Genomic DNA, 13,663 nt, shown 5'->3' on the forward strand with positions numbered 1-13,663 from the left:
CGGTGCGTCGCGTCGTCGGACCGTCCCCGGGCGGCCGCGGTCGGCCCGAGCACCGGCCCGCGCGATCCGCCGCGGCCCGAGGACATGTCACTCAACGCCCGGCGGCGGCCGGGCGTCACGGCCCGGCGGCGCCCGCCTGGCCCCGCCGCCGTCCGGGCCGGAACCCGGCCCGGGCCGCCGTGGCCGCGGCGGCCCGCCTCCGGGGGGTGACGGCTTCGCGCCACGGGCCTCCCGCTCGTCGCGTCGCGCCCGCGCCGGACGCGCCGCCGGGCCCGGAGCGGCCGGCAGGGCGGCCGCCGGACCCGGGGACGGTCCGCCGCTCCGGCCGGCCGTCCCCCGGCCGCGGCGCTCGGCGGCGCCGGGTCCCGTCGTGAGGGCGGCCGGCGCGGACACCGCCCGCTGGACGTCCCGGCCCGCGCCGGGGCGCCGGGGGCCGGCTCCTGCCCCGGGTCAGTCGGCCGCCCGGTCCCGCTGCTTCTGCCAGAAGGACCGGGAGAGGACCTTCTGCTCGTGCCGGGTGCGCGCCCGCTTCAGCTCGCCGGTGAACTGCCGGGCGTTCAGCGCGGTCGCCTGCGCGGCGAGATCGCCGGCGTCCCGGGTCAACCCGGCCGCCTCCAGGGCGAGTACCAGGTCCACCTGGGCCGGGATGGGCCGCGCGTGCACGATCCGGTGCAGCACGTGGTGCGCGACCCGGTCGGCGCGCCGGCCCAGGGGACCGTCGAGCGCCCGGAGGTTCCGCAGCAGCAGCACCGCTTCACCGGCCACGCAGTCCACCGCGCTGCCCCGGACGACCGCGTCCAGCCCGTCGTCCAGGGACACCGAGTCGAGCGCCAGCATCAGCGGCGCCATCGCCGACGGCAGGGCAGCGCGGGCCCGCCGGAGCAGTGCGACCGCGTCGGTGTAGCCGGACCGGACGTGGTGGAGGTCGCGCAGGAAGAGCCCCGCGTGCCCGACGGGCCGCTTGTGCAGGGTGTACTCGAAGACGACCTCGGCGTACCCGGGGAGCTGCCCCAGCTCCAGCCGGACCACCATCGCGGCGGCGTCCTGCGGGCTGCTGCTCCTCGCCGCGGTCTCCAGGATCGCCCGGGAGCCCTGGTACGTCTCGTCCAGGACGGCGAACAGGGCGGCGATCTCCGGGTACGGCAGGGTGTGCAGGGCCGACGACAGCAGCCCGGTCGCCTGCTGGTGCCGGCCCGTCCCGTACAGGTCGGCGATCAGGGCCGCCACCTCGGCCGCGGGACGCCTGCCGAGCGCCCGTTCCAGGACGGCGGCGGCCTCGTGGTGCCTGCCCCCGCGGCGCAGCGCGTGGGTCAGCGCGATGAGGTAGTCCACGGTGCGGTCCTGCGCGCGGCGGAAGACGGTGTCCGCGTCCTGGGCGAGGCCGGACCGGGACAGCGCCTCCACCAGGTCCGCCACGTCCGGCGCCGACCGCCGCGCGGCCGCCTCCTCCTGCAGGTCGTGGGCGAGGCGGTGCAGGCCGGCCGTCCGCAGGGCGATGCTCAGGTCCGCGATGCCGGGCACGTCGCGCTTGTCCGCCACCAGCCCCACCGCGGCACCGACGGCGGGGTCGAGCTCGGTTCCGGTCAGGGCGGCCAGCACCGCCAGCACGTCGGCGACCGGCCGGACCGCGGCGGCGGCCTTGACGAGCGTCTCCGCGTGCTGCCGCACCCCCGCCCGCTCCAGCGCCCGGGCGAACCCGGCGAGGTCCTCGGCGGTGTGGAGTTCCACCGAGGCCCGTAACACGGTGACCACGCACTCCTCGAAGCCGGCCGCGTGCAACGTCGCGGTCAGCGCGCTGGTGTCGTCCGCGGACCGCATCATCACCAGGGCCGGCAGGACCGTCTCGGTGTACGCGTGGTACCCGTCGTGCCGGAGTGCCGCCAGCAGGGCGGCGACCTCCTGGACGCTCCGCGACCGGCTGACCGACGTGACCAGTTCGCTGGCCATCGCCCGCTGGGTCCGGGACTCCAGGCTGCCGACCACCGCGACCAGTTCCGGCACGGACGCCGTCCGGTCCGCCGCCTCCAGGGCGGCCATCAGGGACGAGGCGGTGCCCCCGTCGGGTTCGTGCCGCTGCGCCGTCTCCAGTTCGTTCTCCAGCCGCTGGCACTGCTCCTCGGCGGCGATCAGCTCCGCCCGGGCCACCGCCAGCGCCTCCTGGAGGTAGTGGACCTGCTCCTGGAGGTCCTCGCACTCCGTCTCCAGCCGCTCGTACTCTCCGCGCCAGACCTCCAGTTCGGCCCGGTGCGCCAGCCGCTGCCCCTCCAGCTGCACTTCGAGGTCCCGGCAGCGGCCGCGCGCCTCCATCAGGCGGGCCTCGCGGTTCAGCAGCGCCTCCTCCAGGGCCCGCTGCCGGGTCTTGATGCGCCGGGTCTCCTCGTCCGCCTGTTCGAGCCGGTCCTGCAGGGTCTGCACCTCGCTGCTGCGGCGGTTGCTCGCCAGCGCCGTCCGGTGCAGGTCGCGCAGCGCCGTCTCGGCCTCGAAGGTGATCGGGGCTCCGGCCTCCCGGACGTCGGCGACGAGTGTCGCGGCGAAGTCCCAGGGCGGGACGCGCTCGCCGTTGAGGTACCGGGTCACCGTGCTGGCGTCCAGGTGCCGACGCGTGGCGTAGCGCCGCACACTCACCTCCAGGAGGAGGAAGACCTGCCGCAGGTCCTCGGCCAGCGCACGCCGGGAAGGCGCCAACCCCTCCTTCAGCGGGGCGAGGCGTGCCGCCCTGGTCCTGCTCTCGAGGTCCATCTCACCATCCACGACCGACTGCCTGTCCGTGCCGGGCCAGTATCCCGGCGCGGACGCCGCGTACGGCCCCGCGGGCGTTGACACTTGCGGCAGCAACACCGTGGGCTGCCCGGCCGGCACCTCGCCGGCCGGGCTCAGGCCTCCCGGCCGGCCGGCAGCCCGCGCGCCTCGCGAGAGGCGGTGACGATCCAGACGGCGCCGGGGATGCGGACGCCGTCCGGGGTCTCGAACTCCGTGAGCGCGTCCCGTACTTCGGTCCGGACGCGGGTGACGGTGGCGGGGTCGGCAGCGCGCAGGTTGTGGCGCGTCGGGCCCATGGAGAAGAGGAAGTCGGCGGCGTCGTCCGCGTCGGCACCGAAGGTCATGGGCGCCTCGGACGGAGCCACCTCGATGTCGGTGAACCCGGCGGCGGTGAGCACCTGGCGGATGCGCACGGGGTCCAGGAGCGATCCCATGCCCCGGGAGGCGGGGGACGCCTCGCGCAGCAACGGCGAGAGCGCGGCGGTCGCACGGGCGTAGGCGCTGTCCGGGCCCGCGGGCTGCGGGCCGAGGAACGCCAGTCGGCCGGCCGGTGCCAGCGCCCGCCGGAGGTGGGTGAAGGCCGCGACGTGGTCGGTGAAGAACATGACGCCGCCACGGCTGAGGAGGACGTCGAACCCGTGGTCGGGGAACGGGTGGACCTGGGCGTCACCCTGCTCGAAGGTGACGTTGCCGAGACCCGCCGCGGCGGCGTCACGGCGGGCGCGGTCCAGCATCGGGGCGGACAGGTCGATCCCCACGGCGCTTCCCCGGTGCGCCCGTTGCCCCGCGAGGCGCGTCGTCTGGCCGGTACCGCAGCCGACGTCGAGGACCCGGTCCCGGGCCCCGATGTCCGCGGCGGCGAACAGCGGCGCGTTGAACGCGCCCATCATCCCGTCGTAACGCTCGGGGTGTTCGGCCCAGTGGACGCCCTCCCAGTCGTTCCATGCCGCTGCCTGCTGACGGTTGGCGATGGGGTGCACGGCTCGTCCTCCCTTGTTCTAGAGCTGGCCTCTAGAGTTCGACTCTAGATATAGACTCCAGCCATGCGGGAAGGCAAGGGGAGACAGGGCGACAAGGCCCGGCAGACGCGGCGGCGGATCATCGAGGCGGCCGGCGCGCTCTTCGTCGAACAGGGCTACGGGGCGACCAAGCTCCAGGAGATCGCCGACCGGGCAGGCGTGGCGGTGCAGACGATCTACTTCGTCTTCCGGAACAAGCCCTCGCTGCTCAAGGAACTCGTCGACGTCGCGATCGCGGGCGACGACGAACCCGTGGCGACGATGGACCGGCCCTGGTTCGCGGAGGTCATGACCGCGCCCACCGCCGAGTCCGCGCTGGCCGCGCTGGTCGCCGGCAGTCGCGGCACACTCGAACGCGTCGCGGCCATCAACGAGATGGCCCGCGCCGCAGCGGCGACCGACCCGGAGATCCGCGAGTTGTGGCCGGACGAGGCGGACCCGCGGTACGCGGTGATCTCCACGGCGGCCACGTCCCTGACGCGGAAGCCGGGAGCCCGCCCCGGCATCCCCGCCGACGAGGCGGCGGACATCATCTACGCCATCCTCAGCCCGGAGCTCTTCCTGGTCCTCACCCGCGACCGGGCTTGGCCACCGGCCAAGTGGGAGCGCTGGGCGCGCCGCAACCTCGGCTCCCAGCTGCTGGCCGACGGCGGGCTCTGACCACGTCCCGGCCGCCGGCCGCCGCCGCGCGGTGTCCGCCGCCCGGCGCGGCCGGCCCGGAGCCGCGACGAGCGCGCCGGACCGACGGTGGATCCCCGGCGCGGGTCACGGTCACGGTGGGGCCGGCCCGGCCGCGGGGCGCGGGGCGGCTCCGTGTGAAGTGCGGGCCGGCGCGTGCCCGGTGGCCGTGCGGTGCGCGGGAAGGGCCGGTGGGGGAGGGGTGCGCCATTCGGGCGGGACCATCGGACCGGTGATGGCTATATACCGGTAAACGCGCCGAATATCCGTTTAGAGTCCTGGCGAACCGCCCCTCGGGCGGACCTCGTCCCCGCGACCCCTGTCGCCTGCCCCCTGGAGGACTCCCATGTCCATCGTCCGTGTCACCGGCCTCGCCGTCGCGGCCGCGGCCTGCCTCACCTTCCCCATCGCCTCCGCCGTCGCCGACCCGCAGCGCGACCTCGCCGCGGCCGAGCAGCCCACCACCATGACCGTCGAACACCGCGCCAGCTGGACCGTCGACCAGCCCGTCGCGAAGTCCGCCGCGAAGCCGGCCGACCGCACGGAACCCGCGTCCGCCGACGCCTCGAAGGACGCCGTCTGCTACTGCTATCCGGAGAGCATCCAGGTGACCGTCAGCCCCGGACGCCAATACGACCCGCGCACCGGGGTGCCGTTCCGGGCCGCCGACTGACGTCCGGCCGGACACGGCACCCGGGGGCGGTGGGTGCCGTGCGGCGGCCCCGCCGCCCCCGGGTGTGCCACCGCGGCGGTGCACCCGGGGGCGGACGTCTGTCCCCGGGCACAGGAACCGGCACGCGGTGTTGTCGCCGGAGCCATTCGGTGCCCGGCCTCCGGCGGGTGACGATGGTTTCCACCTCACGAGGAGACGGAAACCATGACGTCCTTCACCTTCACCTTCGACGGCCGCGACGGGGCGGCCGTCCACGTCCACGCGTGGACACCCGACGCGCCCCCGCGCGGACTGGTGCAGATAGCCCACGGCATGGGCGAGCACGCCGCCCGCTACGCCCCGTTGGCGCGCGACCTCACCCTGCGGGGGTACGCGGTGTACGCCAACGACCACCGCGGCCACGGGCGCACCATGCACGCCGGACCGGGCGTCCTCGGGGAGGGCGGCTGGGACCTGCTGGTGGCGGACGTGGCCGAACTCTCCCGCCAGGCCCGTGACCGCCACCCCGGCCTGCCCCTGGTGCTGCTCGGGCACAGCCTCGGTTCGTTCGCCGCGCAGCAGTACCTCCTGGACCACGCGGAGCTCGCGGACGCGGTGGCGCTGTGCGGGACCACCGCGGTCGACCAGCTCGTCGCCCTCCTCGCGGAGGCGGGGCCGGAGGTGCGGTCGGCCTTCAACGCCCCCTTCCAGCCCGCCCGTACCGAGGCCGACTGGCTGAGCCGCGACGAGGAACAGGTCGACCGCTACCTCGCCGATCCGCTGTGCGGATTCACCCTGGACGGCCGCGGCATGGGCGAACTCGCCACCGCCGCCCTCACCCGGCTCACCGAGCCGGCCGGCATCCCCGCCGACCTGCCGCTGTACGTCCTGGTCGGCGACGCGGACCCGCTCAACCACCGGCTGGCGTTCAGCGACCGGCTGGTGGAGCGCTACCGCAAGGCCGGTCTGGACGACATCACCTACCGCGCCTATCCCGGCGCCCGCCACGAGCTGTTCAACGAGACCAACCGGGAGGAGGTCGTCGCCGACCTGCTCGCCTGGCTCGACCGGGTCTCGCGGCGGTGAGACCCGAACCGGAGGCCGGCCCGGCCGGAACCCCGCGGCGGGGCCCGGCCCCGGACCGGGGAGCGCCTCCGGCGGCCCCGGCGCGCCGGGGCCGCCGCAGCTCAGGCCGGCAGTCCGAGCCCCGCCGCGAGCGTCGGCCAGGAAGCTTCGAACTCCCGCTCCCAGTACCGCCAGCCGTGCGAACCACCGCTGTAGAAATGCGTCCGCACCGGGACCCCGGCCCGCTCCAGCCGCCGAACGAAGCCCTGCGCCTGCCCGCGCAGCGTCCCCTCCAGGACCGCGCCCTCCAGATTGCCGAAGTCCACGCCGGGGACCCCGCCGCCCTGGGAGACGTACAGCCTCGTTCCGGCCAGCCGCTCCACCCGGGAGGCCGGGTTGTGCCGCAGCCAGACGTCGCGGTCGAGCACCGGGCTGCCCCACAGCGCGGTGGGCCGCAGCCCCTCCCGCGCCACGATGGCGCCGACCACCGTGGGCATGCCGGGAGCCGTCGTGTCGAGGATTCCGCTGTACGACGCGGCGGCGGCGAACGCACCGGGACGTCTGGCGGCGAACGCCATCGCGCCGTAGCCGCCGGTCGAGACCCCCGCGACGGCCCGGGTGGCGCTCGCCCGGAAGTGCCGCCTCAACAGCCCCATCACCTCGTCCACCTGGAACCGCTCGTAGTCGGGTGCCGCCGCGTCCCCGCCGTGCCGCCAGCGGGTGGGGATCCCGGTCGGACCGGCGGACGGCAGCACCGCGATCACCTCCTTGTCGGCGAGGAACTCCTCGACCGCCGTCTCCCGGGTCCACGAGGTGTGGTCGTCGTGCCCGCCCTGGAGCAGGTAGAGCACCGGCCAGGTGCGGTCCGGCCGGGCGTCGAAGCCGGCCGGCAGGATCACCCGCACCGGCACCGTGCCGCCGACCGCGGGGGAGTCCACGGCCAGATCGACCGTCCGCTCGTCGAGCCGGGTCGCGGAGACGATCCGGGCCTCGTCGTCCGCGGAGCGGACCAGCGGCGGGGCGGGCGCCCCCAGCGCGGCGGGACCGGCCGCCGCGCCGGCCGCGGCGAGCAGGACGGTCGCGGCGGTGGCCGCGACGGCGGCGCGCCGGGCGCGGGGCCGGCGGTGCCGACCGGACGACACGGGCACGGGCGATCGCCTCTCGTCCTCTTCGGTGCGGTCGGGGGCCGCGGGAGCGGGGCCGGGCCGGTTCACGGACGCCTCCGGGCCGGGCCGCCGGGCAGGTCGCGGCCGAGGAACCCGGCCAGCACACCGACGACCGGGGGGTCCAGCAGCGACAGATGGTGACCGGGCAGCGGGGTGACGGCCAGGTCGGGGCAGTGGGCGTCCCAGCCGAGCGCCGTGTCGTCCCGCTCGTAGCGGGCGTCCCGCACGGTGTGCGGGGCGGGTTCGGACGCCCGGTACAGCAGGGTCCGGCCCGGATGGCGGCCGGGCACGTGGCGCTCGCCGCTGCGCAGGTCCAGATAGGACGTGCGCTGGTGCTCCAGGACGGCGCGCGGCAGGTCGACGGCGTGCTCCAGCGCCTTGACCACCAGGTCGATCTGCCCGGTGTCGTCCAGGGCACCCAACTCCTCGTACGGCAGGGGCAGCGGGCAGCCGTAGGTGCGCTCCACATAGGCGGCGAAGCCCGCGAACCGGCGCCGGGCCTCCTCGGCCGGGGCGAGGTCCGGGGCGGGCAGCGGCAGTACCGAGTCCAGCAGGACCAGGGCGTCCACGGTGCCGTGCGCGGACAGCCGCCGGGCGGTCTCCTGGGCGACCACACCGCCGTAGGACCAGCCGCCGACCAGCCAGGGGCCGTCCGGGCTGACCTCCCGCACGCGCCGGGCGAAGGCCGCGGCCCGCCCCGGCACGTCGTCCGGTTCCGGCAGCCGGTCGAAGCCGTACACCGGCCGTACGTCGCTCAGGGCTTCGACGAGCCGTGCGTAGACCTCGGACGAACCACCGGCCGCGTGCGCGAGGAAGAGCGGGGCGCCGGTACCGGACGCGGGGAAGGTGCGCAGCCGGCCCGGGGCCCCTGCCCCGCGGCGGCCGCCCGCCGTACCGCGCCTGCCGTCGGTCAGCCGCGGCCCGGGCCCGGCGTCCGCCGGCGGGTGGCCGGTGGGCGCGGCGGGATCCGCCCCGCCGGGGCCGGCCCGGCCGGGCCCGGGCGGATCGGCGGGGTGGGGCAGCAGTTCCGCGACCGCGCGCAGGGTGCCCTGCCGCAGCAGCGCCGCCGGTGCCACCGTGATGCCGAACTCCCGCCGCAGCGCGTCCCGTATCCGCGCCGCGACCAGCGAGTCGAGCCCCAGCTCGGTGAGCGGGAGGTCCGGGTCGAGCCGCTCGGGACCGAACCCCATCACCTCGGCGACGCAGCCCCGCAGCCGGGCCAGGGTGCCCGCGCCGCCCGGCCCGGCGTCCTCGGCCCGGCCGGTGCCCGGGACGCGAGTCACCGGTTCCTCCCCGGCCCAGAAGCGGCGGTGGCGCCAGCGCGGGGACGGGACGTCCACGATCCGCCCGTCCGGATGGAGGGCGGTCCGCGCACCGGGCAGCGGTACCCCGTGCACCAGGAGCGTGGCGAGGCCGGTGCGGAAGGTCAGCGCGTCGTCGGTGTCCCGGCGCAGGGTGGGCAGCACCAGCGCGTCCGTCACGCCGGCGGCGTGCAGGGTGTCGGTCAGCGGACGCGACTGGGTGCCGTGCGGGGCGACTTCCACGAACACCCGGTGACCGTCCTCGGCCGCGGCCCGTACCGCCTGGGCGAACCGGACCGGCGCCCGGAGGTTGGCCACCCAGTGCTCGGTGTCCAGCACGGCCGGGGCGCGCGGGTCCTCCCGCACGGTGGAGTAGTGCCGGCAGCCCGGCGGCGCGTGCCGCACGGCGCCGACCTCCCAGGCGAACTCCGCCAGGACCGGATCGACGTGCGCGGAGTGGCCGGCCACCTCGACGTCCATGCGCCGGGCGAAGCCCCCTTCCGCGGTGACGCGGGCGACCAGCCCGGCCACGTCCTCGGCGGAGCCGGTCACCACGCTCTGCACCGGGGAGGCGTGCACCGCGACCCGCAGGGTGCGGAAGTCACCGGCCGGCTCCGCGATGTACTCCGCCGGGCGGTCCACCACCGCCATGGCGCCACCGGACAGCCGGGACAGCAGCCGGGAACGGACCGCGACCAGGTGCGCGCCGGTGTCCGCGTCGAGGGCGCCGGACACCACCGCGGCGGCGACCTCCCCCAGCGAGTGGCCGATGACGGCGGCCGGTTCGAAGCCGTAGGACCGCCACAGGGCGGCCAGCGAGACCTGGAGGCCGAAGAGCGCCGGCATGACGACCGCGGGGGACGACAGCGGGGCGCCCGGTTGCAGCTGGGCGCGCAGCGAGATGCCGGCCCGGTCCCGCAGCACCGGCTCCAGCCGGTCCACGGCGGCGGCGAAGGCCGGTTCCGCGTCCAGCAGTCGGTGGCCCATCCCGGGCCACTGCGACCCGTACCCGGAGAACACCCACACCGCGCCGGGGCCGCCCGGCCCGGGGCCGCCGACGACCAGACGCGCGTCGGGCCGGCCCGTGGCGAAGCGGTCCAGCGCGGCCGCGACCGCCGCCCGGTCGCGGGCCACCACGGCGGCGCGGTGGCGGCCGCGGCCGGTGCGACCGGCCAGGGTGCGGGCGAGATCGGCGAGGCGCACGGTCCGCCCGCCGGGCGAGCCGAGCCATCCGGCGAGCTCTGCCGCCTGGTCGCGCACCCGGTCCGGGGCCGGCCCGTCCAGCAGCACCACGCACGGCCGGCCGGCCACCGGGCCCGCCCCGGCGATCCGCGCGGGGAGCGGGACGCCGTTCCCCGCGGGTGCTTCCGGCGCCGCGGGCCGGGCGGCGGGCGTCCGGCGCCGCGGACGGTACTCGCCCAGCACCACATGGGCGTTGGTGCCGCCGAAGCCGAAGGCCGAGACCCCGGCGGTGGCGGAGCCGGAGTACCGGGGCCATGGCTCGGGGGAGGTGACCACCCGCAGCCCCAGCGCGTCCGGGTCGGCGTGCGGCCCCGCCGCGGTGAAGTGCAGTTGCGGCGGGATCTCGTCGTGGTGCAGGGCGAGAACGGTCTTGATGAGCCCGGCGATGCCCGCCGCGGCCTCCAGATGGCCGAGGTTGGTCTTCACCGAACCCAGCAGCAGCGGCTGGTCCGGCGCCCGGCCCCGCCCGGAACCGAGGACCGCCCCGAGGGCACCGGCCTCGATGGGATCGCCCAGCGCGGTGCCGGTGCCGTGCGCCTCGACGTAGTCGACGGTGGCGGGCGCGGCGTGCGCCTGCTCCAGCAGCTCCCGCTGGGCCTCGGCGTTGGGCGCCAGCAGCCCGTTGGACCGGCCGTCGGAGTTGACCGCGGTCGCGTGGATCACCGCCAGCACACGGTCGCCGTCCCGCTCCGCGTCGGCCAGCCGCTTGAGCACGACCACGCCGCAGCCCTCGGCACGCACGATGCCGTCCGCCGCCGCGTCGAACGCCTTGCACCGGCCGTCCGGGGCCAGCGCCCCGGCCCGCTGGAACCCCAGGGTGACCGCGGGCGAAAGCAGCAGGTTGACGCCCCCGGCGAGTGCGGTGTCGCTCTCCCCGCCGACCAGACTGCGCACCGCGTGCACCACCGCGACCAGCGACGAGGAGCAGGCGGTGTCCACCGCCATGCTGGGACCGCGCAGGTCCAGCGCGTACGACAGCCGGCCCGCGGCGACCGACGGCGAAACCCCGGGCGCCGTCCAGGGACCGATCGACTCCGGGTCGGCGGTGGTGAGATGGGCGTACTCGTTGCCGCTGATGCCCACGAACACCCCGGTACGGGTGCCGGCCAGGGACGGCGCCGGGATCGCGGCGTGGTCCAGGGCCTCCCGGGCGACCTCCAGCAACATGCGCTGCTGCGGGTCCATGGCGACGGCCTCCTCCGCGCCGATCCCGAAGAAGTCGGCGTCGAACCCGGCGATGTCGTCCAGGTAGCCGCCGGCGCGCGTGAGGTCCTCCGGGAGCGCCGTGCCCGCGCGGACGAAGGGTTTCCAGCGGTCCTCCGGAACGGTGCCGACCGCGTCCCGGCCCTCGGTCAGCAGCCGCCAGAACCCGGCGGGGGAGGTGGTCCCGCCGGGCAGCCGGCAGCCGATCCCGACGACCGCGACGGGGGCCGGCGTGACCTCCCCGGCCCCGGCCGGGGGGCCGGAGGCCGCCGGAGCGGGCCCGGACCCGGGCCGGCCGCGGGGCGCGCCGTCGCCCTCGTCGAGGCGGTGCAGCAGCGCGGCGATGGTCGGTGCCTCCCACAACAGCGTGGCGGGCAGCCGCCGGCCGGTCAGCTCGCTCAGGGTGGCCGTCAGCGCCACGGCGTCGCGCGAGGTGAGGCCCTGCTCGGCGAGCGGCCGGTCGTCGGATACGTCCTCCACCGCGGCGCCGTACCGGTCGCGCAGGCGCCGGACGATCGCCGCGCGGATCTCTTCGGGGGTGGTGTTCATCGGGTGGCGGCCTCCGCGTCGGTGGGGCGACGGTCGCCGGGGCGGAGGGCACCGGGCCCGGGGGCCCCGCGGCCCGGGGAGAGGTGGCCGGCCGGGTGGCGGCCGGCAGGCGTGGCGCACCCCGGGCCGGAGCCGGGGACGGAGTCGGAGCCGGCCTGGGCCGGCCGGGACGCACCGCCGAACTCCCCGGCGAGGAAGCCCGCCCGGCAGCCGGCCCGCGACACCTTCCCGCTGGTGGTCCGGGGGACCGAGCCGGGCGGCGTCAGCAGCATGGCGTCCAGGCGCAGCCCGTGCCGCGCGGACACCGCGGCGCGGGCCGCGCGCGCCGCGGCGTGTGCCTCCTCCTCGGTGGGAGGCGCGCCGCGGCGGTGCTCGGCCACCACCACCAGCCGTTCGTCCATCCCCTCGGGGCCGGGCACGCAGAACGCGGCGAGCCGGTCCCGCCGGACCGCCGGCACGACCGACTGCACCGTCTCCTCGACGTCCTGCGGATAGTGGTTCCGGCCGTCGACGATGATCACGTCCTTGAGCCGGCCGGTGACCAGCAGCCGGCCGTCCGACAGCGCCCCCAGGTCGCCGGTGCGCAGCCAGCCGCCCTCCTCGCCCGCCAGTCGTACCCCGAAGACCTGCTCGGACCGGCCGGACCGCTTCCAGTACCCCGCCCCGACGTTCGGACCGCGCAGCACGATCTCACCGACCTGCCCCGGCGCCCGGGCCGCACCGGTCACCGGGTCGACGACCCGCACCTGCTGGCCGACCGGGGTACCGCAGGCCACCAGCGCGGTGGTCGCCCGGCCGGCCCCGGCCGCGACCTCCACGACCCGTCCCTCGGCCAGGGCGACGGCATCGCAGTGCACCGTGGTGGGCGGAGCCAGGCGCGAGTCGGCGGTCACGAACACGGTGGCCTCGGCGAGGCCGTACGCCGGGCACAGCGCCTCGGGTGCCAGTCCGTGGCCGGCGAACGCCGCCCGGAACCGGTCCACGGTCGCCGCCCGCACCGGTTCGCTGCCGTTGAGCAGCACCCGGACACGCTCCAGCCGTAACCCCTCGCGGTGCTCGGCGCCGGTCCGGGCCACGCAGTAGTCGTAGGCGAAGTTGGGTGCCGCGCTGAGCGTCCCGGGGTACGCCCCCAGCAGCCGCAGCCAGCGGGCCGGCTCCGCCAGGAACGCCGCCGGGTCCATCAGCACGGACGCGAAGCCGCCCACCACCGGGGCGGCGATGCTCAGCACCAGCCCCATGTCGTGGAAGAGCGGCAGCCAGCCGACCGCGGTGGAGGTGCCGGCGTCCGCGCCGACCGCCTCGATCGCCTGGCGTGCGTTGGCCACCACGTTGGCGTGTGTGATCATCACTCCGGCCGGACTGCGAGTGGAGCCCGAGGTGTACTGGAGGTAGGCGATGTCCCCGGGCCCGGGCCCGGGGCGCACCGGCGCGGCCGCGCCCGCCGGGGCCTCCCCGGCCCGGTCCACCCGCACCACCGGTGGCACCGGCAGGTCCTGCCGGGCGGCGAACTCCTCGACGGCCGGGGCGGTGGCCGTGTCGGTGAGCAGACACGCGGGCTCGCAGTCCGCCAGGATCGCCGCCAACCGCCCTTCGTGGCCGGGCAGTCGCGGACCGAACAGCGGCACCGCGATCACGCCGGCGTACAGGCAGCCGAGGAAGGCGGCCGCGTAGTCCAGGCCCTGGGGCAGCAGCAGCGCGGCCCGCTCACCCGGCGCCGCCAGCGCCGTCAGCCGGTGGGCGACGCCCCGGGCCCGGGCGTCCAGGCTCCGCCAGCCGAGCGTGCGGTGCAGCCCGGCCGACGCGGGGTCGGGGAAGTCGACGAAGGTGAACGCGCGGTGGTGGGGGCGGTGTTCGGCCCAGTGCCGCAGCTGGTCGGTCAGCAGCGGGCCCGGGCAGGGCGGGGCGGAGGTCATGGGGGCTCCAACGGCTCAGGGTGGGGGAAGCGCGACGCGAGGGGGGTGGGTGCTGCTCGGTTCGGTGCTCGGTACTCACGATTCCCCTTGTGTGACCGGCGAGTAAGTCGAAGCA

Annotated in this window: 8 protein-coding genes; 3 read left to right on the forward strand and 5 right to left on the reverse strand. The window is 76.7% G+C overall.

Translation table 11 applies throughout. The annotated features are described in order from the left end of the window. Nucleotides 1–450: 450 nt before the first annotated feature. Both ACH4B3_RS31980 and ACH4B3_RS31985 read right to left on the reverse strand, forming a co-directional pair. Nucleotides 451–2,739: a hypothetical protein gene (locus ACH4B3_RS31980; RefSeq protein ID WP_398468876.1), complete on the reverse strand. Its 2,289-nt coding sequence runs from the start codon at nucleotides 2,737–2,739 to the stop codon at nucleotides 451–453. Between the two features lie 134 nt (nucleotides 2,740–2,873). Next, the gene (locus tag ACH4B3_RS31985) at nucleotides 2,874–3,740 is read right to left on the reverse strand and encodes a class I SAM-dependent methyltransferase (protein WP_398468878.1); all 867 of its coding nucleotides are present in this window, start codon (nucleotides 3,738–3,740) and stop codon (nucleotides 2,874–2,876) included. Nucleotides 3,741–3,803: 63 nt separating this feature from the next. Here ACH4B3_RS31985 and ACH4B3_RS31990 point away from each other — a divergent pair, with 63 nt between their 5' ends. The 3 genes from ACH4B3_RS31990 to ACH4B3_RS32000 all read left to right on the forward strand — a co-directional run bounded on the left by ACH4B3_RS31990 (nucleotide 3,804) and on the right by ACH4B3_RS32000 (nucleotide 6,195). Beyond that, the gene (locus ACH4B3_RS31990; protein WP_398468880.1) at nucleotides 3,804–4,439 is read left to right on the forward strand and encodes a TetR/AcrR family transcriptional regulator; all 636 of its coding nucleotides are present in this window, start codon (nucleotides 3,804–3,806) and stop codon (nucleotides 4,437–4,439) included. 364 nt (nucleotides 4,440–4,803) lie between these two features. Beyond that, complete coding sequence (locus ACH4B3_RS31995; protein WP_398468882.1) at nucleotides 4,804–5,130, forward strand: hypothetical protein; 327 nt, start codon at nucleotides 4,804–4,806, stop codon at nucleotides 5,128–5,130. A 204-nt stretch (nucleotides 5,131–5,334) separates the two neighbouring features. Further along, nucleotides 5,335–6,195 (forward strand): alpha/beta fold hydrolase, encoded by an 861-nt coding sequence (locus ACH4B3_RS32000; RefSeq protein ID WP_398468884.1) that lies wholly within the window; start codon nucleotides 5,335–5,337, stop codon nucleotides 6,193–6,195. 101 nt (nucleotides 6,196–6,296) lie between these two features. Here ACH4B3_RS32000 and ACH4B3_RS32005 read toward each other — a convergent pair whose 3' ends face one another. From ACH4B3_RS32005 to ACH4B3_RS32015, 3 genes are all read right to left on the reverse strand, one after another. After that, nucleotides 6,297–7,322: an alpha/beta hydrolase gene (locus ACH4B3_RS32005; RefSeq protein WP_398468886.1), complete on the reverse strand. Its 1,026-nt coding sequence runs from the start codon at nucleotides 7,320–7,322 to the stop codon at nucleotides 6,297–6,299. A gap of 62 nt (nucleotides 7,323–7,384) precedes the next feature. Beyond that, nucleotides 7,385–11,635, reverse strand: coding sequence for an alpha/beta fold hydrolase (locus ACH4B3_RS32010; RefSeq protein ID WP_398468888.1), 4,251 nt, complete (start codon nucleotides 11,633–11,635; stop codon nucleotides 7,385–7,387). Further along, nucleotides 11,632–13,548 (reverse strand): fatty acyl-AMP ligase, encoded by a 1,917-nt coding sequence (locus ACH4B3_RS32015; RefSeq protein WP_398468890.1) that lies wholly within the window; start codon nucleotides 13,546–13,548, stop codon nucleotides 11,632–11,634. The genes ACH4B3_RS32010 and ACH4B3_RS32015 overlap by 4 nt, the downstream gene beginning before the upstream one ends. Between the last annotated feature and the right edge of the window lie 115 nt (nucleotides 13,549–13,663).

It is taken from the genome of Streptomyces sp. NPDC018031, from assembly GCF_044327625.1.
In the GTDB taxonomy this organism is placed as follows: Bacteria; Actinomycetota; Actinomycetes; order Streptomycetales; family Streptomycetaceae; genus Streptomyces.

What these genes read in the sequence shown, in the direction of transcription:
- ACH4B3_RS31980 (WP_398468876.1), bottom strand. Translation starts at nt 2,739, where the DNA reads ATGGACCTCGAGAGCAGGACCAGGGCGGCACGCCTCGCCCCGCTGAAG.
- ACH4B3_RS31990 (WP_398468880.1), top strand. Translation starts at nt 3,804, where the DNA reads ATGCGGGAAGGCAAGGGGAGACAGGGCGACAAGGCCCGGCAGACGCGG.
- ACH4B3_RS31995 (WP_398468882.1), top strand. Translation starts at nt 4,804, where the DNA reads ATGTCCATCGTCCGTGTCACCGGCCTCGCCGTCGCGGCCGCGGCCTGC.
- ACH4B3_RS32000 (WP_398468884.1), top strand. Translation starts at nt 5,335, where the DNA reads ATGACGTCCTTCACCTTCACCTTCGACGGCCGCGACGGGGCGGCCGTC.
- ACH4B3_RS32010 (WP_398468888.1), bottom strand. Translation starts at nt 11,635, where the DNA reads ATGAACACCACCCCCGAAGAGATCCGCGCGGCGATCGTCCGGCGCCTG.
- ACH4B3_RS32015 (WP_398468890.1), bottom strand. Translation starts at nt 13,548, where the DNA reads ATGACCTCCGCCCCGCCCTGCCCGGGCCCGCTGCTGACCGACCAGCTG.